Source organism: Kaistella gelatinilytica, assembly GCF_015679325.1.
Lineage (GTDB): Bacteria > Bacteroidota > Bacteroidia > Flavobacteriales > Weeksellaceae > Kaistella > Kaistella gelatinilytica.
In genome coordinates this window covers 1,285,149-1,307,860 of the sequence record NZ_JADPVI010000001.1, presented here as the reverse complement: position 1 = coordinate 1,307,860, position 22,712 = coordinate 1,285,149, and the positions used below count along the sequence as shown (strand labels likewise).

General features: G+C 36.2%; 21 protein-coding genes. 15 read left to right on the top strand and 6 right to left on the bottom strand.

From position 1 onward, the window contains the following. Positions 1-231: 231 nt before the first annotated feature. The 3 genes from IV494_RS05815 to IV494_RS05805 all read left to right on the top strand — a co-directional run bounded on the left by IV494_RS05815 (position 232) and on the right by IV494_RS05805 (position 4,244). Positions 232-1,314 carry a porin gene (locus tag IV494_RS05815; RefSeq protein WP_196079197.1) on the top strand — a complete coding sequence of 361 codons (1,083 nt, stop codon included), beginning with the start codon at positions 232-234 and terminating at the stop codon, positions 1,312-1,314. 44 nt (positions 1,315-1,358) lie between these two features. Beyond that, positions 1,359-2,471 (top strand): sensor protein KdpD, encoded by a 1,113-nt coding sequence (locus IV494_RS05810; RefSeq protein WP_196079196.1) that lies wholly within the window; start codon positions 1,359-1,361, stop codon positions 2,469-2,471. Positions 2,472-2,534: 63 nt separating this feature from the next. Continuing rightward, positions 2,535-4,244, top strand: coding sequence for an ATP-binding protein (locus IV494_RS05805; protein WP_196079195.1), 1,710 nt, complete (start codon positions 2,535-2,537; stop codon positions 4,242-4,244). 16 nt (positions 4,245-4,260) lie between these two features. Here IV494_RS05805 and IV494_RS05800 read toward each other — a convergent pair whose 3' ends face one another. The 4 genes from IV494_RS05800 to IV494_RS05785 all read right to left on the bottom strand — a co-directional run bounded on the left by IV494_RS05800 (position 4,261) and on the right by IV494_RS05785 (position 9,058). Further along, a complete protein-coding gene (locus IV494_RS05800; RefSeq protein WP_196079194.1) occupies positions 4,261-5,085 on the bottom strand; it encodes an alpha/beta hydrolase in 825 nt (274 codons plus the stop codon). Positions 5,086-5,220: 135 nt separating this feature from the next. Beyond that, positions 5,221-5,721 (bottom strand): FKBP-type peptidyl-prolyl cis-trans isomerase, encoded by a 501-nt coding sequence (locus tag IV494_RS05795; protein ID WP_196079193.1) that lies wholly within the window; start codon positions 5,719-5,721, stop codon positions 5,221-5,223. Between the two features lie 195 nt (positions 5,722-5,916). Beyond that, positions 5,917-8,034, bottom strand: coding sequence for a type IA DNA topoisomerase (locus IV494_RS05790; RefSeq protein WP_196079192.1), 2,118 nt, complete (start codon positions 8,032-8,034; stop codon positions 5,917-5,919). A 106-nt stretch (positions 8,035-8,140) separates the two neighbouring features. Continuing rightward, complete coding sequence (locus IV494_RS05785; RefSeq protein ID WP_196079191.1) at positions 8,141-9,058, bottom strand: M23 family metallopeptidase; 918 nt, start codon at positions 9,056-9,058, stop codon at positions 8,141-8,143. A 238-nt stretch (positions 9,059-9,296) separates the two neighbouring features. Here IV494_RS05785 and IV494_RS05780 point away from each other — a divergent pair, with 238 nt between their 5' ends. The 8 genes from IV494_RS05780 to IV494_RS05745 all read left to right on the top strand — a co-directional run bounded on the left by IV494_RS05780 (position 9,297) and on the right by IV494_RS05745 (position 15,834). Beyond that, positions 9,297-10,748: a hypothetical protein gene (locus tag IV494_RS05780; RefSeq protein WP_196079190.1), complete on the top strand. Its 1,452-nt coding sequence runs from the start codon at positions 9,297-9,299 to the stop codon at positions 10,746-10,748. A 93-nt stretch (positions 10,749-10,841) separates the two neighbouring features. After that, complete coding sequence (locus IV494_RS05775; protein WP_196079189.1) at positions 10,842-11,849, top strand: NAD(P)H-dependent glycerol-3-phosphate dehydrogenase; 1,008 nt, start codon at positions 10,842-10,844, stop codon at positions 11,847-11,849. After that, entirely contained in the window at positions 11,849-12,523 is a 675-nt protein-coding gene (gene trhA / locus IV494_RS05770) for a PAQR family membrane homeostasis protein TrhA (RefSeq protein ID WP_196079188.1), read from the top strand. Before IV494_RS05775 ends, trhA begins: the two co-directional genes overlap by 1 nt. A gap of 37 nt (positions 12,524-12,560) precedes the next feature. Next, complete coding sequence (mqo, locus tag IV494_RS05765) at positions 12,561-14,066, top strand: malate dehydrogenase (quinone) (protein ID WP_196079187.1); 1,506 nt, start codon at positions 12,561-12,563, stop codon at positions 14,064-14,066. Positions 14,067-14,146: 80 nt separating this feature from the next. Then, positions 14,147-14,536, top strand: coding sequence for a hypothetical protein (locus IV494_RS05760; RefSeq protein ID WP_196079186.1), 390 nt, complete (start codon positions 14,147-14,149; stop codon positions 14,534-14,536). A 2-nt stretch (positions 14,537-14,538) separates the two neighbouring features. Continuing rightward, positions 14,539-15,015, top strand: a complete 477-nt coding sequence (locus IV494_RS05755) for a hypothetical protein (protein ID WP_196079185.1) — start codon at positions 14,539-14,541, stop codon at positions 15,013-15,015. Then, on the top strand, positions 15,012-15,626 hold the full coding sequence (locus tag IV494_RS05750; RefSeq protein WP_196079184.1) for a DUF1684 domain-containing protein: 615 nt from the start codon (positions 15,012-15,014) through the stop codon (positions 15,624-15,626). Before IV494_RS05755 ends, IV494_RS05750 begins: the two co-directional genes overlap by 4 nt. A gap of 25 nt (positions 15,627-15,651) precedes the next feature. Beyond that, positions 15,652-15,834, top strand: a complete 183-nt coding sequence (locus IV494_RS05745; RefSeq protein WP_196079183.1) for a hypothetical protein — start codon at positions 15,652-15,654, stop codon at positions 15,832-15,834. 154 nt (positions 15,835-15,988) lie between these two features. Here IV494_RS05745 and mtaB read toward each other — a convergent pair whose 3' ends face one another. Continuing rightward, complete coding sequence (mtaB, locus tag IV494_RS05740; RefSeq protein ID WP_196079182.1) at positions 15,989-17,338, bottom strand: tRNA (N(6)-L-threonylcarbamoyladenosine(37)-C(2))-methylthiotransferase MtaB; 1,350 nt, start codon at positions 17,336-17,338, stop codon at positions 15,989-15,991. 78 nt (positions 17,339-17,416) lie between these two features. Continuing rightward, a complete protein-coding gene (locus tag IV494_RS05735; protein ID WP_196079181.1) occupies positions 17,417-18,010 on the bottom strand; it encodes a DUF1572 family protein in 594 nt (197 codons plus the stop codon). A gap of 50 nt (positions 18,011-18,060) precedes the next feature. Here IV494_RS05735 and IV494_RS05730 point away from each other — a divergent pair, with 50 nt between their 5' ends. The 4 genes from IV494_RS05730 (at position 18,061) to prfB (ending at position 22,697) form a co-directional block, all read left to right on the top strand. Further along, positions 18,061-18,420: a hypothetical protein gene (locus IV494_RS05730; RefSeq protein WP_196079180.1), complete on the top strand. Its 360-nt coding sequence runs from the start codon at positions 18,061-18,063 to the stop codon at positions 18,418-18,420. 197 nt (positions 18,421-18,617) lie between these two features. Then, a complete protein-coding gene (gene glgP, locus IV494_RS05725; RefSeq protein WP_196079179.1) occupies positions 18,618-20,276 on the top strand; it encodes an alpha-glucan family phosphorylase in 1,659 nt (552 codons plus the stop codon). 91 nt (positions 20,277-20,367) lie between these two features. Continuing rightward, the gene (locus tag IV494_RS05720) at positions 20,368-21,474 is read left to right on the top strand and encodes an NAD(P)/FAD-dependent oxidoreductase (protein ID WP_196079178.1); all 1,107 of its coding nucleotides are present in this window, start codon (positions 20,368-20,370) and stop codon (positions 21,472-21,474) included. Between the two features lie 110 nt (positions 21,475-21,584). Further along, positions 21,585-22,697 carry a peptide chain release factor 2 gene (gene prfB, locus IV494_RS05715; protein ID WP_196079177.1) on the top strand — a complete coding sequence of 371 codons (1,113 nt, stop codon included), beginning with the start codon at positions 21,585-21,587 and terminating at the stop codon, positions 22,695-22,697. Positions 22,698-22,712: the final 15 nt, after the last annotated feature.

Below are 22,712 nucleotides of genomic sequence, written 5' to 3'. Positions count from 1 at the left end.
TAGAAATAAGATCTTCAAACCGCAAAAGTAGCAAAAGCCTAGATGGAAAGTGATCTGCAGAAGCAAGCAACATTTTATAATTGTTAAGATTCCCATCGATATGCGAACTTTTGACAGCAAACCAAAATCGGCCTTTTCTATCTTTTGTGGTTAAAGATTTTTAGACAAAATCTTGAGTTTTAATTAAAACTCTTTAAAAAAAATAAAACAATTTCATACCCTTTTTCAACGATGAAAAAATTAATTATATCAGCTTCAATATTGGCTTTTGGAATTTTCAATGCGCAGGAACAAACAGAATCAGCCGCTCCAAAAGTTACTTTTTCTGGTTACGCCGAAATTTTTTACTCCTACGATTTCAATCAACCTGATAATCACATTCGCCAACCTTTTCTTTATACTTACAACCGTCATAACGAGTTTAATTTGAATTTGGGATTGGTAAAAGCGAATTATTCTACAGAAAATATGCGCGCCAATTTAGCTTTGATGGCCGGAACTTATCCGCAAGATAATCTTTCAGCAGAACAAGATGCTTTGAAATTGATCAACGAAGCCAACATCGGATTCAAGATCTCTAAAAAGAAAAACATCTGGATCGATGCCGGAATTATGCCTTCTCATATTGGATGGGAAAGTGCCATCGGAAAAGATAATTTGACATTAACGAGAAGTATTGCAGCGGAAAATTCGCCTTATTTTGAAACAGGAGCGAAGATTTCTTACACTTCCGATAATGGCAAATTTTTTCTGAGTGGACTGGTTTTAAACGGTTGGCAACGAATTGCGCGTCCAGAAGGAAATCAAACGCTCGCTTTTGGACATCAGATCAGTTATAAATTCTCAGATAATTTCAGTTTAAACAGCAGTTCATTCATTGGAAATGACAAACCAACAATTGATAAAAAAATGCGCTACTTCCACGATCTTTACGCAAATTTTAATCTTGGAACAAAATGGTCCGGAATTGCAGGTTTTGACGCTGGAGCAGAACAAAATGCAAAAGGAAGTGAGAAATATAATTTATGGTATTCTCCCAATTTATTATTGCGATATGCCATAACTGATAAAACTAAAATCGGCGGTAGAGTAGAATATTTCAACGATGATAAAGGCGTAATCATCGGAACTACAACACCAAATGGATTCCAAACTTTTGGATATTCCCTGAACATCGATCATGAAATTCAGAAAAATATTTTATGGCGAACAGAAGCGCGCGGATTTTCTTCAAAAGATGCTATCTTTATGAAAGATAATTTGCCTGAAAGCACGAATTTCTTTATTACAACAAGTCTTTCTGCCTGGTTTTGAAACTGAAAAAACTGCAGCTCAAATATAACAGCAACCAATCAACCATGTCTTCAGCAGAACATTTCCTCGAACTCATTCAACGCTCCAAACGCGGTAAATTCAAGATTTATATCGGAATGAGCGCCGGTGTGGGAAAAACCTACAGAATGTTGCAGGAAGCACATTCTTTGCTGAAACATGGTGTTGATATTAAAATTGGTTACATTGAGCCACATCTTCGCGCCGAGACGATTGCGTTGGTGGATGGAATTCCTGCCATTCCAAGAAAATCTATTTTCTACAAAGGAAAATATTTAGAGGAAATGGATGTTCAGGCGATCATTAATGATCATCCCGACATTGTAATTGTTGATGAACTGGCGCATACCAATGTGGAAGGAAGTTCCAATAAAAAAAGATGGCAAGATGTGCTGGAAATTCTGGAAGCCGGAATTAATGTCATCAGTGCCGTCAACATTCAACACATTGAAAGTCTGAACGAAAGTGTAAAAAATATCATCGGCATCGAAGTCACAGAAAGAGTTCCGGATAAAGTTCTCGCATTGGCGGATGAGGTCGTCAACATCGATTTAACTGCAGATGAACTTATTTCACGTTTAAAAGAGGGAAAAATTTACCCCGCAGACAAAATTCAAACCTCGCTCAATAATTTTTTTAAAAGTGATCATATTTTACAACTGCGTGAACTGGCTTTAAAGGAGGTTGCGACTCATGTAGAGAAAAAGGTGGAAACTGAAGTCACGAAATCGGTTAATACGCGTCCGGAAAAATTTTTAGCCTGCATCAGCAGCAACGAAAAAACTGCAAAAGCGGTCATTCGAAAAACTGCACGTTTGGCGAGTTATTACAACAGTCGATGGACCGTTTTGTACGTTCAGTTACCCAAAGAAAATCCGGATAAAATTGCTTTGGATAAACAGAGATATCTCATCCATAATTTAAATTTTGCGCAGGAAATGGGAGCACAAGTGGTGAAAAAAAATGGTAATTATATTTCAGATGCGATCTTAGAATATGTGCAGGAAAATAAAATTACCACCGTTTGTATCGGGAAACCACATCTCAATTTTTTTCAGCAATTCTTTCGACTCAACTGGTTTCATAACTTTGTGAATAAAATGATGAACGAAAAAGTAGATATCATCATTCTGTCGTAATTTTGCGGTCGTGTTGATATCAGACTTTTTAATAAATGACCTCTTTCAATTAATTTTTCTAAAATGAAAATTAAAACAAAACTGACCCTCGGTGTCGGACTTTTATTCCTGATGATCGTTTTGCTCTCCGTCATCAGTGCATTGAACATTTATAAGCAAAAATCTGACACAGAAAAAATTCTGATCGCCAATTATAACTCTTTGGAATATTCTAAAAATATGATGCTGGCTTTGGATAAGATCGAGACAGACAGTACTCAGACATCGATCTTTAAAAATAATTTGGCTTTAGAAAGTAAAAATTTAACAGAACCCGGCGAGAACGATTCTTACCAGAGTTTACTTAGCCATTTCCAGAATTTTCAACAATCTCCGAATCTGGAAAGTGAAAAACTCATCAGAAATGACTTGGTAGAAATTATGCGGCTGAATATGAGCGCCATCGTTCAGAAAAGTGATACAGCCATCGCAACGTCTCAAACCGCCATTACGTGGGTGATTTCTTTGGGAAGTGTCTGTTTTTTAATTGCTTTCACTTTACTTTTTAATTTACCCGGAAATATCGCGCGTCCAATCCGTGAACTCACAGAAAGTATCAAACAAATTGCGAATAAAAATTACCACGAACGCGTTCACTTTGAAGGCAGTGCTGAATTTGAGGATCTGGCAAACTCCTTTAATTCAATGGCAGAAAAATTAGAGGAATACCAAAGCAGCAATCTTTCCAAGCAATTATTAGACAAAAAACGGGTCGAAACTTTGATCGCGAACATGCATGATCCTGTGATCGGTTTAGACGAAAATAATTTTATCAATTTCATTAATGAAGAAGCGCTGAAAATTTCCGGATTGGTTAAAGAGGATATTTTTAGAAAATCAGCTTCCGAAGTTGCAGTCAATAACGATTTGTTGCGGGAACTTTTGCGAAATGCTTCTATGAATGACAAAACTGATTTCCCGATCAAGATTTTCGCAGACAATAAAGAAAGTTATTTTGAGCAGGAAATTATTCCCATCAATATTATTCCCACCGGTGAAACTGAAAAAAAGGAAGCTGGGAAAGTGATTTTATTAAGAAATGTTACGGCTTACAAAGAACTTGATTTCGCGAAAACAAATTTTATCGCCACTGTTTCCCACGAATTGAAAACACCGATCTCCTCCATGAAAATGGGAACGCAATTGCTGAAAAATGAAAAATTTGGAACTTTAAACGAGCAACAAAAAGAACTCTTGAAAAGTATCGAAGAAGACGGTGAAAGACTACTTAATATCACAGGAGAACTGCTCAATTTATCTCAGGCTGAAAGTGGAAATATTCGCTTGAACATCAGAGATTGCAACGTTGCCAACTTAGTGAAAAATGCTTTGTCAAATAACTTGGTCATCGCGGAAAATAAAGAGATTGAATTGATTTCAGACATTCAAACAGAAGAAGTTCAAAACGTACAAGCTGACTTTGACAAAACGGTTTGGGTTCTCAATAATTTTTTGACCAATGCCATCAAACATTCGGAGATCGGTCAAAAAATAATTCTTTCTACAAAAGCTGAGAATGGTAAAGTCAAATTTTCTGTGCAGGATTTCGGGAAGGGAATAGACGAAAAGTATTTATCTAAAGTCTTTGACCGCTATTTTCAAGTTCCGGAAGAACACCAGAACGGAACCGGTTTAGGTTTAGCGATCAGCAAAAATTTCATCGAAAAACAAGGCGGCGAGATCGGTGTAGAAAGTACTTTGAATGAAGGAAGTACTTTTTGGATGATTTTATAAAAGCTCCGAAAGATTTCTATTTCCGATTCTTTTTCATAAAATCAGTCGTTTCTTTAAAACGATCACTTCCAGACCAAAAATACTGCAACACCATGGGAATATGACCTTTATTCAGCATGATCGGTTTCACATCTGGCTGAAATTCATTGAGTTTTTTCAGAAAATGTTCATTAGCAGTCTTAATGGATTGATACGTTTTCGTTCCCACATAAATTAAAAATGGCGGCGAATTTTTATCCAGGAAATTAATGGGAGAAGCCTGATACCAGTTTTTCGGATCATTACTCCAGGTTGCCAGATAATCGTCTTGAGAAGTCGGCGGATTTCTTTCCAGATAATCCTTCATATCAATTCCGGCGCCGTCATTTAAAATAATTCCCGCGATTGATTGTTCATTAATACCGAACTTCGGATTTAAAACTGCAGAAGCTACGAGTTGCGCACCCGCAGAATGTCCCGTCACAAAAAGATTTTTTGCGTCTCCGTTGTATTTTGAAATATTACTTTGAACCCATTTTACGGCAGAAGCGATTTCCGTCGTCATTTCATCAACATTTGCGTTTGGACTCAAAGTATAGGAAGGAATCACCGTGATCACGTCGTTCTTCGCAAAGTTTCGACCGAAAAAACCATATTGATCTTTATTACCACTGTTCCAGTTTCCACCATGAACGAAAATTAAAACCGGTAACTTTTTATTTTCAGAATTACTCGGTACGAAAATATTGAGTTTTAAATCTTCTTTATTTGCAGTTTGCCCGTAAACCACATCTTTGTATTTTCTAGATTGACAGCTCATAAAAAGTAGAGATCCAAGCATGATATAAATTAATTTTTGCATGTTTAAAAATACGAGATTTTGATGAATTGGGTTTTGATTTAATAGAAGAAGCGTAAAATAATTGCAAATATTTTCATTTAAAAACAAAAAAAGCTGCGAGAAATTCGCAGCTTTTAATTTATAAGATAAGTTTTCTTAATGTTCTTCGTGCCCATCAACGCCATGAGCGTGACCATGATCTAACTCTTCTTCCGTCGCTGGACGGGTTGATTCAACTTCCAGATCGAAATGCAAAGTTTTCCCTGCCATTGGATGGTTAAGATCAGCGATAACAGCTTCTGGAGTTACTTCTAAAACGATTGCGTTCAAGTGATTTCCTTCAGGATCCTGTAAAGGTAAAATTGCTCCAACTGGCGGAATTCCGGACTCTTCGAACATTGCGATCGGCAATTCTGTTTTTGCATTCTCATCTTTGTCGCCGTATCCTTCTTCCGGAACGATGGTAAAAGATTTTTTGTCGCCTGCAACCATTCCCTGAAGATGTTCTTCAAATTTTGGCAACATCATTCCTACACCATATAAAAAAGTGAAAGGATTTTCAGCATCTGTTTTTTCGATGAATGTTTTTTCACCGTTTTCTTCGATGGCATTTAACGTGTAATGTAATGATACTACGTGATTTTTGTCTATTTTCATAAAGTTAATGTTATCAAGAATATCAAAATTATATTCTAGAAATTATAAATAATAAAGATTACTTTTCGGTTCATCTTTTCTTGGTGCAAAGATAATATTTTCAATTAAATTGAATTTCAAGAAAAATGATCTGATTGACAAAGTATAAGCTTAGAGCAAATAAGTTTCTGCTGCGTTCAATTTCCAGAGGAAATGTTAATCAGCTTTCAATTCAATATTGAAATTATCGCGCAAACGCAAAACTCCCTCTAATAAACTTTCCGGATGTTCTGTAAAACCTTTCAGTTTGGATGATTTTCCTTTAATGATCAAATCCTGAATTTGTTTTTCCGTCAACTTTTTCCCAAAAATTTGAAATGGAACTTTAAATCCACAACCTTTAAAATTAGAACAACCGATCGCAGTTTTCCCTTTCATCAGTTTGCTTTCCTTGCATTTCGGACATTGTTCTTCTTCCCAAATAATTGCGACCGTTTTTCTAGGCGTTGATTCTTTTTTTTCTTTCGTTTGAATTTCTTCCTGAATAGAAATCACTTTTGCTTTTTCGTTGATGACATTTCGCGTTAAATTCGTCACCATTGTGATCAACTCTTCTTTAAATTGAGAAGCATCATATTCACCACGCTCAATTTTTCTTAATTTAAATTCCCATTCTCCTGTTAATTCGGGACTTTTGAGCAATTCATCCTGAATCGTATCGATCAGTTGAACGCCGGTTGAAGTCGCCAGAATATTTTTTTTCTTCCGCTCGATATAATTTCTTTTGAAAAGCGTTTCAATAATGTTTGCGCGCGTTGAAGGTCTTCCAATCCCATTGTTTTTCATCATTTCCCGCAATTCTTCATCATCGACTTGTTTTCCCGCAGTTTCCATGGCCCGAAGTAAAGTTGCTTCCGTATAAGGTTTTGGCGGACTGGTTTTCCCCTGATGAATTATAGGTTTGTGCGGTCCTTTTTCCCCGGCTTTAAATTCGGGAATAGTTTGTTCTTCGTCTTTCTCCTTTTTTTCGGCCTCTTCTTTTTTATCTTTTACATAAACTTGCCGCCATCCTAATTCTAAAATTTGACGACCTGAAGTTTTAAAAGGAATCGTTCCAACCTGACCTTCCACCAAAGTATTGGAAATCTTACATTCCGGATAAAAAACGGTGATAAATCGTTTCGCAATCAAATCATAAATCAATTTTTCCTCTCTGCTTAAATTGGAAGAAGGAGGAATTTCTGTCGGAATAATCGCGTGGTGATCGGTGACTTTCGCATCATCAAAAACCGTTTTCGATTTCGGAATCGGTTGTGCCAAAAGTGGAGCGGTAAATTCCAGGTAAAAATTCATGCTTTGAAGAATCCCTGCAATTTTCGGATGCAAACTTTCGGAAAGGTAAGTCGTATCAACTCTTGGATAAGTCGTGTGTTTTTTCTCGTACAAACTTTGAATGTATTTCAACGTATTTTCTGCCGAATAACCATATTTTTTATTCGCTTCGACCTGCAAAGCGGTCAAATCAAAAAGTCGTGGATTCTTTTCTTTTCCTTCTTTAATTTCAAAAGAGATAATTTTAAAAAGGTTTTGCTTTAAATATTCCAGGCCTTTTTCCGCTTTTTCCTTCGTTTTTAAACGGTCGATCGCCGCCGTGAAAAGAACGTCGCGGTAATTGGTTTTCAGTTCCCAATATTCTTCGGTGTCAAAAGCATCAATTTCTTTTTGTCGCTGAACGATCATCGCTAAAGTCGGCGTTTGCACGCGTCCGATAGAAAGCACTGTTTTGTTTCCGCCAAATTTTTTCGTGAATAACCGCGTTGCATTAATTCCTAAAAGCCAGTCACCAATTGCGCGTGCATTTCCTGCGAGATAAAGATTTTGATAATCTTCCGCCGGTTTTAAATTGGCAAAACCTTCTTTAATTGCTTCCTCAGTTAAAGAAGATATCCACAATCTTTTTGTCGGTTTTTTACATTTCGCTTTTTGTAAAACCCAGCGTTGAATGAGTTCTCCTTCTTGTCCCGCATCACCACAGTTAATGACTTCTTCGCAATCTTGAACTAACTTTTCAATGGTTTTAAACTGCTTTTGAGCACCTGCATTTTCTATTAATTTAATTCCAAAAGGTTCAGGAATGATAGGAAGATTAAATAATGCCCAAGATTTAAGATGCGGACTGTAATCATGCGGTTCTTTCAGCGTGCAGAAATGTCCGAACGTCCAGGTCACCCAATATCCATTGCCTTCAAAATAACCTTGTTTAGGCACATCTGCGCCTAAAACTTTGGCAATATCTCGTGCAACACTTGGCTTTTCAGCGATACATAATTTCATAATTCAGCTTCATTTTTGGGACGTGCTGCAAATTTGAGTAAATTTTACCGCAAAAAAAAACGCTCCCGATATTCAGAAGCGTTAATGAGTTTTAAAAATTACTTCTTTAAATATTCAGAAACAGTTTCGGATTCACCGGCGTGTTGTTTTTGTGAACTTCATAGTGAAGATGTGGTCCTGTCGATCGACCTGTATTTCCTGATTTTGCAATCACCTGATTCACTTGTACGAGATCATTTGCTTTAACTAAAATTTGAGAAAGATGCCCGTAAAGAGTTGCTAGACCGTTGCCATGAGAAATAATGACGCAGTTTCCGTAACCGCCTTTTACCCCAGCGAAAATTACAGTTCCTTTTGCGGCACCACGAACATCTGATCCATAAGGAACGGCAATATCCAAACCTTTATGAAACTGAATCTGATCCGCTTCTGCCGGTGGATTGTTTTTTTCTGCAAGAGAATTTTCAGCAGAATTTGGTGAAACTTTTTTTACGACATTTCCCAGACTGTCTTTCACTTCAACGTTTTGTGGAGTTGCTTTTGCAACAGGCTTTGTACTACCAACCGAAGCGAGTAGAACATTTCTGAAAGGAATCGGATTAATTCTTTTTCCGAAATTAGAAGAAATATAACCATCCGTAGGAATTCCGAGCGGAACTTGCTGCAGTTTATTTTGTAGATCGACTAAATATTGGCTGTAACGATTGCTTTGTTTTGAAAGATAAACTGCATCCGAAAGGCTGTCTTGAGCAAGTGTTGCAATCTTTTCATCCGAAATATTTTTAGAAGCCAAAAAAGAATTGAGTTCTCTTACCGTATGATCCACCAAAACAAGATCGTTGCGCAATTCAGAGTAATCGATACTGTCTTTTTGAGTGTTGATCTGTACTAAATTAACTTCGTAATTTTTATTGTTTTTCTCAGAGAAAAGCTTTCCTATATAAAGAGCTTGCCCGAAAACAAGCAGTAGTAAAGCTCCCAAAAGTAGGTTTGTGTTTTTCTTTTTGCTTAAAAAGTTCTTCATTCTTATCTTGTTGAATTACAAATTTTTATGAAATTTTGGTTTGCAAAACTAATAAAAAATTATCTTTCAGTAATTAATTTTATAAAAACTTTAACGTAAGGTTTAATTAAACGATTTCTTTCATTTTTGTTCAAAAGTCGAATGGAATACTTTTATTTAATCTTCTTTCTATTAATGTTTTGTCTTTTATATCTTGGATTTCTACTTTGTTTAATATTGTATCTTGCAAAAAAAAATTATGAAGAAACAGCTACTTTTTGTCTTACTATTTATCTCAATTACAATTTTTTCCCAGGATGTTAAAATTAAAAAAGAACAGGTACTATTAAATAATATTCCAATAGCGATCGTGAAAAATCCTTATCGCGATCATTATGAATATTCAAAATTGAATGGTGAAAAAATTTTCCAGGTTGATTTTAAAGGAATTATGCAATCTACTTCTCCCGATCCACTGTATTATTTAATCGTGCAATCAGCCGATGGTACTAAAAAAGGCGAAATTCCCTATGAAGTTTTAGTGACTTCTTTAAATTCAGAACGTATTATAACGCATGGTTTAGCTGTAAAATACAATGTATTCACAAGCCAGGGAATTGATACCAATGCATTGGATAAGATCTATGAAAAAGGGACTGGAACATTTTCTGATATCGCTGTTCAAGCGAAAACAGATGCAGGAGAGATCAATTCAAAAATAAATGGGATAACCGCAAATTTTAACCCCAAAATAACCAATACGAACGAAATTATTGCGAGTACTTTTGGTAGTGCGGCAAAAATTATCGGCAGAATTAATATGATTCCGTGTAGTGCTTTTGATAGTAAAAGCTGCGTTTCTATTTATGATTTAGACGGAACGTTGGTAGCCTCGGTAAAAGAATCGAAAGACGGTCACCGTAAATATGAAGTGAATACTTATGATGGAAAAAAATTCTTTTATAATTCAAAGGAAATGTATACGCCATCCAACAAATTTTTTGCGCAGGAATTAGTGACTAGAGTAATGGCAGAAGGATATATGCTTGCTCATCAGGCAAAAAATGATAATGAAAAAGTAAGAGTAGCGAGAATTGATGATGCAAAACAGCGCTCAGTTAATTTATATGGAATTCCCGGATTTGTTATCGAAAAAAATGGTACAAAAACAGAAGGGAACGTAACCGTTTATTTCCAGCAGCTAGATGTAAATAATACAGGAGAGGTTTTGCCAACGGAAGTTGCCGATAAGTTCGGTCAAGTTGTCATCGTGAAATACCTTAATGAGAAAAATCAGCCGAGAAGCAAAACAATCAACGCTTCTACAGGAGCGCAGTTTTGTGTGAAAACAAGCACAGGCGAAACTTGTTATTATGGTTTGGATGTGAAAGGAGAAGCCATGAAAAAACTTCAGAATTTAAACTCTTTAAGTTTTAACAATTCCTATTATTACGAATTGTTATATAAAGGTCGCGGAATATCTGTTTTTCAGGATCCTGTTGAAAAGCAAAAATTGGTTATTAAAATCGACAAGGATCCAAAAGCTCTCATGTTAGATCGAAATTCATCGGATAAAGATGGCGCAAGACTCGCCGAATATCTGAAAGACTGTAAATCTGTTGTTGCTGATATTAAAAATAACAGTTTTAACATCAGAGAAATTGATAACTTAATACAGATCGCAAAAGAATACGGAGAATGCCGTAACTAAAAGGAAAATTAAATGAGACACTCTGCAACGAGTGTCTTTTTATTTCCACTAAAAATGATTCTAATTTGTATCTTTGTATTTGAAGTAATTATTATGGCAAATAAAGATCAAATCGACGATAGAGTGGTTGGAGTAATAGGAAGTGGAAGTTTTGCAACAGCTATTGTAAAAATGCTCACCGAAAATTGCAAAGTCGTGCACTGGTGTGTTCGAAACGAATTTGTGAAAGGAGCCATCGAGCTGCGTCACCATAACCCAACTTATTTGACGGCGGTCAATTTTAATGTTAAAAATTTAGCGATAACGACGAATGTTAATGAACTGGTTTCAGCCTGTGATATTGTGGTTTTAGCAACGCCTTCCATTTATTTATCGGAAAGTTTAGATAAGATGACGTGCGATTACTCGGGTAAAATGTTTGTTTCTGCTATCAAAGGAATCGTGCCGAAAGTGAATGATGTTGTTGCGAATTATCTGCATGATGAATTCAAAATAGATTTTAAGGATCAGGCAGTCATCGCAGGACCTTGTCACGCGGAAGAAGTTGCCATGGAAAGACTTTCTTATTTAACGATTGCTTCCACCGCGGAAAATCAAAAGATTCTACACGATCTTTTTTCCTCGCATTTTATTAAAGTAAACTCCAGTTGCGACGTTATGGGGAATGAATACAGCGCCATCCTGAAAAATATTTACGCCATCGGAGCCGGAATTGCAAGCGGCCTTGGTTATGGTGATAACTTCACGGCAGTTTTCGTAACGAATGCGATCCGCGAAATGGAGGTTTTTTTAGAAGGAATCCACGAAACACCCAGAGATGTTAATGAAAGTGCTTACCTCGGAGATTTACTCGTAACCGCATATTCACTTTTTTCAAGAAATAGAAATTTGGGGAATTTAATTGGTAAAGGATATACGGTAAAATCTGCGATTCAGTCCATGAATATGATTGCTGAAGGTTATTATGCCGCAGATTCTATCTACAAAACATCCAAAGATAAAAATTTAAAAACTCCGATTATCGATATCATTTACAGTATTTTGTATGAAGAGAAAAATGCCGAAAAGCAATATAAAAAATTAACAGCGATATTGAATTGATGAAAACTGAAAAACAATATACCATTCATACTTATTCAGCTTTAGAAGAAAAGTTGAATGTCTGGTCCCATTTTATCGGTTTGCTGATGAGTGTGCTCGCGATGGTTTTATTGATTTTTCGTGCAATTGATCTGGAAAATGTTTGGGCGATGATCAGCTTTCCTGTTTTTGGTTTGAGCATGATCGTGTTATATTCAGCTTCGACCATGTATCATTATTCAAAAAGTCCCAAAATAAGATATCGGATGAACATTTTCGACCATGCCGCGATCTACGTTTTAATTGCCGGAAGTTATACGCCGTTCGTTTTGGTTTCTCTGAATGGAGCAGAAGGTTATACTATTTTTTCTATTGTTTGGAGCATTGCATTCGTGGGAATTATCTTTAAAATTTTCTTTACAGGAAGATTCAATATTTTATCGACCATTCTCTATATTGCAATGGGTTGGCTGATCATCTTCAGTTTTAAAAGTCTTTTGCAGCAACTTGATTTTAATGGCGTTTTATGGCTGATTTCTGGCGGAGTTGCCTATACTTTAGGCGCAATTTTGTACAGCATTGATAAATTGAAGTTGAATCATGCGATCTTCCATCTTTTCGTTTTGCTTGGAACGTTCTGCCATTTTATCTCTGTTTATTTTTATGTAGTTCCGCTTTCTGCGACGCATATTTAAAAACTTTTATCGAAATTCGTAATTCTAAATTATCAATATGCCCGATTTCCTTACCAAAAGAACTCCAAAACCAAAGTACGATGTTGTCCTGATCGGCGGCGGAATTATGAGTGCCACACTCGCAACACTTCTCCACGAATTTGATTCTAATCTTAAGATTGCGATTTTCGAACGCCTCGGAAGATTCGCCAGCGAAAGTTCTGCAGCCTGGAATAATGCAGGAACAGGACATTCTGCTTTTTGCGAACTGAATTATACCTTAGAAAAAGAGGATGGAAGCATCGATATTTCCAAAGCTGAAAATATTGCGGAACAGTTTGAAATTTCAAAACAGTTCTGGTCTTATCTCCTTGAAAAAAATTATATCCAGGAGCCAAAAAATTTCATTAATTCCTGTCCACACATGAGTTTGGTTTTTGGGAAAAGTGATTCTGAATTTTTAAGGAAACGTCATGAGAAAATGATAACATCAAACCTTTTCAAAGGGATGAAATTTTCTACCGATCATGACCAGCTCAGAGAATGGATTCCGCTGATCATGAGCAAAAGGAAAGATAATGAAGTTCTAGCTGCAACGAAAATGGATTTAGGAACCGATGTGAATTTCGGAACATTAACGAGAAAAATGGGCAGATTTCTGGCGGATGGATCCAACGTAGAAATTTTCCTCTACCATGAAGCAAAAGATTTAGACCTTTTGGCAGATGGAAGCTGGAATATAAAAATTAAAGACCGCCTTCATAATCATAAGCAAGATGTGCATGCAGATTTCGTTTTTATTGGCGCCGGAGGTTACGCATTGCCACTTCTCGACAGTTCAGATATTCCTGAAAGTGCAGGATACGGCGGTTTTCCGGTTTCTGGGGAATGGCTCGTTACCTATAATCCTGAATTAATAGCGCAACATCATGCAAAAGTTTATACGCAGGCAACGGTTGATGCACCACCAATGAGCGTTCCACACCTGGATCTACGAATTATTGATGGTAAGAAAGCACTTCTGTTTGGTCCTTTTGCTGGTTTTTCTACCAAATTTTTGAAGGAAGGCAGTTATCTTGATCTTCCGGAAAGTGTCAACTTTAAAAATATTCGCTCTCTCTTCGGAGCTTGGTGGCATAATTTGCCTTTAACGCAGTATTTGGTTCGACAGGTTGCCATGACGAAAGCGCAAAGAATTCAACATTTGAGGGAGTTTGTAAAAGATGCGAACGAGGAAGACTGGGAATTAAAAATTGCGGGACAACGTGTTCAGATCATTAAAAAAGATGATAAGCTGGGCGGAAAATTAGAATTTGGGACAGAAGTCGTGGTCAACAAAAATGGAACGATCGCCTCACTTTTAGGCGCTTCTCCCGGTGCTTCTACAGCGGTTTTTGCCATGATGCAGGTCATTGAAAAATGTTTCCCCGAGAAACTGGAAAATGAATGGAAGGAAAAACTTCTGGAAATTATTCCGTCTTACGGTCAAAAATTATCTGAAAATAATGATCTCGCAGAAAAAGTAAGAAATTACACGAAAGAAAAATTAGAACTGGAATATTAAAAATAAGCAATGATTAATGGGTAATAAGCAATCTGAAAACTTTATTACTCATTATTTATTATCGATTACTGATCAACAAAATGGCAACCATCACCAAACCTGAAATTATACAGGAAGTACTGCAAGCGCTTCAGCCAAAGGTGGAGGAAGAAAAGCAGGTAATTGTGCACTGCTGTTTTCCAGCAACTTATTTTGAAGGCAGTTTGATCAGAATATGGAGTTCTACTTTTTTGATCGATGATTCTTTAGCGCATCGAAGCAGTTTGATCCATCACGAAAACATTTCGCTTTTCCCTTACTGGACGGAGGTTCCGCCATTCAAAGATTTTTGGTTTACGCTTGTATTTACGGGTTTGCCCAAAGACTGCAAAACTTTTGATCTGCAGGAAGTGATTCCCGAAGAAGGTGGTTTTCATGTGAAAAATATCAAAAGAAACGGTACAGATGTTTACCGGGTTAAGCTTACTTAAATATGAAACAAAATTACTTACTTCTTCTCCTGTCTTTATTTTTGGTTAATTGTAATTCCCGTAACAGTGCGGTTTCGCTAAGTTCTATTGGTTTAGAAAGAAAGCAGATCGCACAGAACTTTGCCGAAACATTTCTTAAAAAATGCAGTAATAAAGACTATTCGGAAATTGCAGGATTTAATATTTCTAAAAGATTTCAGCTTAAACTTTCTTCTGATTCTATAAAAAAAACCTGCGAAAGGATCGACCGGATCAACGGGAAAGGCACGGTCGAGAAATTAGTTTCTGTACATACTCCAAATTCGCCAAAGAACTTTCTTGATGTTTTTAATTTTAAGATCAAGCAGGAAAAAATTCAAAGGCAGTATTATCTTCATCTCGGAATGTATCGCGATCAGAATTATGTCGAGCTTCCTTTCTACATTTCCACAGATGAAAATTATTACGAAACCGTTCGGAAAAAATATTACAAAAAATGAAAAATTATCTTTTGATCTTGCTATCTCTATTAATATCAACCTTTTCTTCAGCACAGAAAAAAGAAATATCTGCTATTAAAAAATTCCAGGATGAGTTGAATGCTGAATATAAAAACCCAAAGGAAACACCCTTAAGAGGAAGTAATTTCACCAGTTTCAAAAGACATCCTTTCTTTCCTGTTGACTTAAAATACCGTGTTAAAGCAAAATTTACGAAGACCGAAAATGCAACGGCTTTCGAACTTCCAACTTCATCGGGACGAACTCAACCTTACATCGAATTTGGGAAAGCCACTTTTTATCTGGACGGACAAGCCTACACTTTAGCTGTTTATCAAAGTTTAAATTTGATCAAAAAAGAAGGTTTCGAAGATTATTTATTTCTTCCTTTTCGGGATGAAACAAATGGAGAAGAAACTTATGGTGGTGGTAAATATCTCGATTTAAGAATACCTGAAGCCGGAGAAATAATCATCGATTTCAATCAATCCTATCAACCGTTCTGTGCATATAATGCGTACGATTATAATTGCCCAATAGTGCCTGAAGTCAACTTTTTACCCATCAGAATTGAAGCCGGCGTCATGTATGAGGATGTTTATCACCACTAGTTTTTAATGGCACAAAAATAGCTCCTTGAAAGATAACACACCAAACTATAAAGTGATGGAATCTTCAAAAAAAAATACACCGGGACCGCTTGTTATTGGCTCAGTTTTAATCATTGTTTTATTAATTATTTTCTATTTTATCCTTTTGATGTACTTTCCCGAATTGCTTAGTGAAATGAATGTAGGCGAAGACGTACCTGGTAAATAAAAGTCAATGACTTTGTAACTCAAATTTTTATTATTACGATTTTCTCCTCATTAAAAAAGGCAGAGAGCTTTGCAGTCATTAATAATATGCATAAAAAAACACCGCACTTCAGCGGTGTTTTTCATTATTTTAATTGCATTCCTTTTTGAAAATACTAAACTTTTTCCAGAAACTTATCGAAACTTAAACCAATTGATACGCTTCCGTCTTCCTGAATTTTTTGGAGTTCAACATGTTCAATTTGATTCACCGAATGAATGTTAAAAGGTTTTTGTACCCGAACATAATTTTCTGTAAACCCGAACATCATTCCGTTTTTATTTTCGTGTTCCCAAAGAACTGGTAGAGTTTTCCCGACCTGAGTCTGGTAAAATGCCATTTTCTTTTTCTCCGACAGAATTCTGAGCATTTTGTTGCGTCGTTTTCTTTCCGGAATTGGAACAACTCCTTCCATTTCTGCAGCTTCGGTATTTTCTCGTTCAGAATAAGTAAAAACGTGTAAATAACTGATGGGTAATTGATTCAGGAAATTATAGGTTTCTAAAAATTTTTCTTCTGTTTCTCCCGGAAATCCCACAATCACATCAACGCCGATGCAGCAATCGGGCATTACTTCATGTATTTTATTAATTCTGTTTTGATAGAGTGAAGTCAAATATCGGCGTTTCATTTTCTTCAGCAAATCATCGCTTCCACTTTGCAGCGGCATGTGAAAATGCGGAACAAAACTTTTGCTTTGAGCCACCAGATCGATGCTTTCATCTTTCAATAAATTAGGCTCGATGGAGGAAATCCGAATTCTTTCAATTCCTTCGACCTTATTTAAATTTGAAATTAAATCCAGAAAAGTATGTTCGTGTTTTTTATTTCCAAATTCACCTTTGCCGTAATCACCGATATTTACACCGGTTAAAACGATTTCTTTAATGCCTTTCGCTGCAATTTCTTTGGCATTTTGTACGACACTTTCGATGGTGTCAGAACGCGAAATTCCACGTGCTAAAGGAATCGTGCAATACGTACATTTATAATCGCAACCATCCTGAACTTTTAAAAATGCTCTGGTTCGGTCTCCGATCGAATAACTTCCGATAAAGAAATCTGCTTCATCAATTTCGCAGGAATGAATGATCCCGTGGCTTTCGGTTTTCTGCAGATCTTCCAGATAACTCAGGATATTAAATTTTTCTTTCGCTCCTAAAACCAGATCTACGCCTTCAATTGCCGAGATTTCTTCCGGTTTCAACTGCGCATAACATCCTAAAATAACTACTAAACCTTCTGGATTAGCCTTCATAGCTCGCTTCACGTGAAGCTTACATTCTCGGTCTGCATTTTCTGTAACCGAACAGGTGTTGATGACATAAACATTTGCTTTATCATCGAAACTTACTTTTTCGTAACCTGCCCCGGTTAATTGTCGGGCAATTGTTGAGGTTTCTGCAAAATTTAATTTACAGCCAAGAGTATGAAAAGCAGCCGTTTTTGAGTGAAGTGAATTCAATTTGATAAAAAATTTAAGACTGCAAAGATAAGGAATTCAAAATTTCAAAAAATAATTCGTTGACCTTCATTTTAGAACTCATTCTATTTTGTATTCATCACGAACTTCATCGCTTTTTGCGTAACAAACGGGTGAAGAATTTTCCTGAATATCACCAACTGATTGTTTTTTTAAAAGTTCAGTCGTGTATTCATGAGATTTATTTCTGGCGATAGAAAGCGTTTTCCAGCTTTCATTTTGTAACATTTTAGCCACATAAATAATTTGTCCAATATGGTAAGGATAATGCGCTAATTGACGCAGAAGCGCATCTAAAACCGAATGCTTCTCACGCCGGATATAAATAGTAGAATTTATATTTTCCTCATTGATTTGACTTAAAGCATCCATTAAAACATTCCAGCCTTTTTCCCAGATCTGAAGCATTTCAGTTTTTGAATGGATGTCGTTTTCAAACTCTGCATCCCGATCTCTCCATTCTTTTTCGCCATCTTCTGTAAGAAAATTGGTCCAGCGCGAAATCATGTTGCCGGAAATATGTTTTACTATTGTTGCAATCGAATTGCTTTCTGCGTTAAACTGCCACAAAACCTGATCATCATTGAGCTGATCAAAGGTTTTATCTCCCAGATCTTTATAGTATTGAAATCTTTTTAATAGTAAATTTTTCATTTTTATTAAAAATTAAATCTAAAGTTAATGTTTTCATCGTATATATGCGCATGGATTGTAAAGTAACATCATTTATGGAGGATTTGAATTCCTTGAAAGTAGAAAATCTACAAAAATGGTTCAACGAAGAAAGTAAGATCTGGATTCCACCTGCGAAAGAAATTCAGGGTGGAGGACGTATTTTAGCTATGTTCCGGGCAATTTTTAGAAAATATGAGAGTATCAACTGGTGCGAATCTGAAATTTTTGATCTGGGTAAAGGAAAATATTTTTACGAAACAATTTCTATTGGTAACCTTAGAGGAAAAGGAATTTATACCAATAATATTTGTACGGTAATAAGTTTTACGGACTGTGGTAAGATAAAATCGTTATCGGACTATTTCAAGGATACTTCTGCTTTTTCATAATTATTTCTCGAAATTTTCTTGAATATCTTCAAATAGAAATTGCATAAATTTCTGCATTGAAGTATTTCAAATTCAACAATATATTTTTAAATTTTGAATACGGTTTATATTATTCCGTATTCAAATTATTTTATTTAAAAAATTATCGTAAAACAATATTTCAATACATTTGCACCTTATTTTAAATAAGACAGAAAATGGATTTTAAAAACTTTACGATGCCGTTCAGCATCAACCCAGAATATTCGAAAAAGGTCGCCTATTTTTCAATGGAATTTGCCATCGATCAGGCATTAAAAATTTATTCCGGCGGACTGGGATTTTTGGCGGGTTCTCACATGAGAAGTGCCTTCAACCTTAAGCAGGATCTGGTAGGAATTGGTATTTTGTGGAAATTTGGCTATTACGATCAGGCCAGAAATCACGACCAAACATTGCAGCCAACCTGGACGAAAAAAATGTATTCTTTTCTCGAAGATACGGGCATAAAATTTCAAATTGATATACACTCCGCGCCAGTTTGGGTAAAGGTTTATTACCTTGATCCTGACATTTTCCATACGGCACCAATGTTTTTTCTTTCTACCGATGTGCCGGAAAACGACCATATCTCAAAAACAATCTGTCATCGATTATATGATGCGAACGAATCCACAAAGATCGCGCAATATGTTTTACTTGGAAAAGGTGGAGCAAAATTATTGGATGTAATTAATTGTGAAAGAGATGTTTATCACTTGAATGAAGCGCACGGATTGCCTGCAGCATTTTATTTACTGGAAAAATTTGGTGGCGATTTAGAGAAAGTAAAAGAAAAGTTGGTTTTCACCACACACACTCCTGAAGAAGCAGGAAACGAGAAACACAATATCAATTTATGTCATGACATGTCTTATTTCTCCGGTTTATCGCTGGATGAAGTGAAAACGATTGAAGGCGTAGAAGATGACCGTTTTAATCACTCATTATGTGCGCTGAGAATGGCCAGAGTTGCCAATGGAGTTTCTCAACTTCATGGTGAAGTTTCCCGTAAAATGTGGAGCAAATACTCCAGAATTTGTGAAATTAAAGCGATCACCAATGCTCAGGATTTCAAATATTGGGCAGATAAACCATTGTTCGATGCAAAAGACGATAATGATTCGGTTCTTTTCGACTTTAGAAAAAAGCATTTGAAAAAAAGAATGTTCAGAATTGTAGCTGATCAAACCGGAAATCTTTTCAATCCCAATATTTTCACCATTGTTTGGGCGAGAAGATTTGCCGGCTACAAAAGAGCCGATCTGCTTCTTCACGACAAGGAAAGATTCGAAAGATTATTAAACAATCCAAAATATCCGGTACAGATTATTTGGGCGGGAAAACCTTATCCAATGGATTATTCGGCGATTTCTACGTTTAATACTTTGGTTGAAGAAAGCAAATATTACAAAAATATGGCGGTTCTTACCGGTTACGAACTTGCGTTGAGTAAGTCCATGAAACAAGGTTCTGATCTGTGGCTTAATAATCCAAGAGTTCCGAGAGAAGCTTCCGGGACTTCAGGTATGTCGGCTGCAATGTGTGGTTCTGTCAATCTTTCTACGGATGATGGCTGGATCCCGGAATTTGCAAAAAATGGAGTTAATTCATTCGTGACGCCACAAGCAGATTATGACAATATGAGTATTTATGATCAGGATAATTTTGATCTCGAAAATTTATACCAAGTTTTGGAAAATGAAATTCTTCCAACGTATTACGATAATCCCGACCAATGGAGAAAAATTCAGCAAAATGCGATGGATGATGTGAAAGTTGCCTTTAATTCTGACCGAATGGCCGATGAATATTATAAACAAATTTATACCGTATAAATTTAAAATATTTCAATATTTAAGATCCGTCTGGTTGTATAATGAGGCGGATTTTTCTTTACATTTACCCTCATTTTAAAATTTTCAACTTATGAAACCAAGCATTTGGGAACTCGAAACTTTTTACCGAAATCGCGATGTAATTATCATTGGTGCAGGTTTTACCGGCTTATGGTCAGCAATTTCTATTAAAGAAAAATTTCCTGAACAATCAATTTTAGTGGTCGATAGAAGTTCTGTTCCGATGGGAGCTTCGACAAGAAATGCTGGTTTTGCATGCTTTGGAAGTTTGACCGAAATTATTGCAGATGTTGAAAAAATGGGTTGGCCAAAAACTTTAGATCTGATCAGAATGCGTTTTGAAGGTTTGCAGAAAATTCAAACATATTTTAAAGCAGAAGAAATTGATTTTGAAAATTGCGGCGGTTTTGAAATTCTAAATGATGAAAAGCCTTTACAGCGGATTGAGGAAGTTAACGAGAAGTTGAAAACGATTACCGGATCAGAAAAAACTTTCTTTTTAAGTCCGGAAAAAATTACTCAATTTGGTTTAAAAACTACCGGATTTTTAGTGGAAAATCCTTGTGAAGGTTCATTACATTCAGGAAAATTGGTTCAGAAACTTTTGGAAAAATGTCAGCATTTAGGAATTGAATTTCTTTTTGGGTCGGAAGTTCTGGAAATCTCAGAAGATGAAAATTCAGTAAAAGTAATTGCTAAAAATTTTCAAATTCAATCTGAAAAATTAGTGATTGCAACTAATGCTTTTGCAAATGATCTGATCTCAAACATTGATTTATTTTCGGTTCGTGGACAAATTCTTCTCACCGAACCTATCGAAAATTTAAAACTGGAAGGAACTTTTCATTACGATGAAGGATTTATTTATTTCCGGAATCTGGGGAATCGAATTCTTTTGGGTGGCGCAAGAAATCAGGATTTTCAGACGGAAGAAACCACTTCTTTAGAAACGACAGAATTTCTTCAAAACTACCTAATTCAATTTTTAAGGGAAGTAATTTTACCCGATCAGGAATTTAAAATCTCCAGTCAATGGAGCGGAATTATGGCAATGGGAACAGAGAAATCGCCAATTATAGAAAAAATTTCAAACAGACAAATTGCAGCAGTTCGACTCTCCGGAATGGGCGTTGCTTTAGCGCCGAAAATTGGGGAAATGGTGGCGGAAATTATTTAACTGAAAATAATTAATTCTATTATTTTTAAAATTAATCCTTTCAAAAAAAATGTAATCCATTTCAGAATTCAATTTAGGTTGAGCGAAAATTTCCGTATTTTTGCTGGAGTATGATTAACAGCGACCAGATAAAAGATATTCAAACCAGAATTGGTGAATTGTATAAATATCTTCAAATTGAAAAGAAAAAAATCGAAGTCTCCAATGACGAAGAGAAAACACTCTCGCCGGAATTTTGGGATCAGCCGAAAGAAGCCGAAATTTTCATGAAGCAACTTCGGTCCAAAAAGAAATGGGTCAATGATTATGAAGAAATTTTTTCCCGATTTGAAGACATTCAGGTTTTGATGGATTTTGCAAAAGAAGATCCAGATTCTGAAGCGGAACTCAACGAATCTTTCCCAATACTTGTACAAAAAATTGAAGATCTGGAATTTAAAAATATGTTGTCTAATGAAGGCGACGAACTTTCTGCGGTCTTGCAAATTACCGCAGGAGCAGGTGGAACAGAATCTTGCGACTGGGCACAAATGCTCATGAGAATGTACACGATGTGGGCAGAAAAGCAAGGTTACAAGCTGCGCGAATTGAATTTTCAGGAAGGTGAAGTTGCCGGTGTGAAAACCGTGACTTTAGAAATTGATGGTGAATTTGCGTTCGGTTATTTGCGTGGGGAAAATGGTGTTCACCGTTTGGTGAGAATTTCGCCGTTCGATTCAAATGCAAAAAGACACACGAGTTTTGTGTCGGTTTATGTGTATCCTTTGGTTGATGACACGATTGAAATTAACATTAATCCTGCCGATATTTCCTTCGAAACCATGCGTTCGAGTGGCGCAGGAGGACAAAATGTAAATAAGGTAGAAACCGCGGTTCGCCTTCGTCACGCTCCTTCCGGAATTATAATCGAAAACTCTGAGTCGCGTTCTCAACTTCAAAATAAAGAGAAAGCGATGCAATTGCTAAAATCCCGTTTGTACGAAATGGAACTTGCCGAAAGAATGAAAGCGAGAAACGAGATCGAAGCCGGTAAAATGAAAATCGAGTGGGGAAGTCAGATTCGTAATTATGTGATGCATCCTTACAAACTCGTAAAAGATGTACGGTCCGGATACGAAACGTCCGATGTTGATGGCGTTATGAATGGTGATTTGACCCCATTTTTGAAAGCATTTTTAATGGCAGACGGAACTGCAGTTTCAGAAGACGATTTCACCCTTTAAATTTTTTTCGATAAT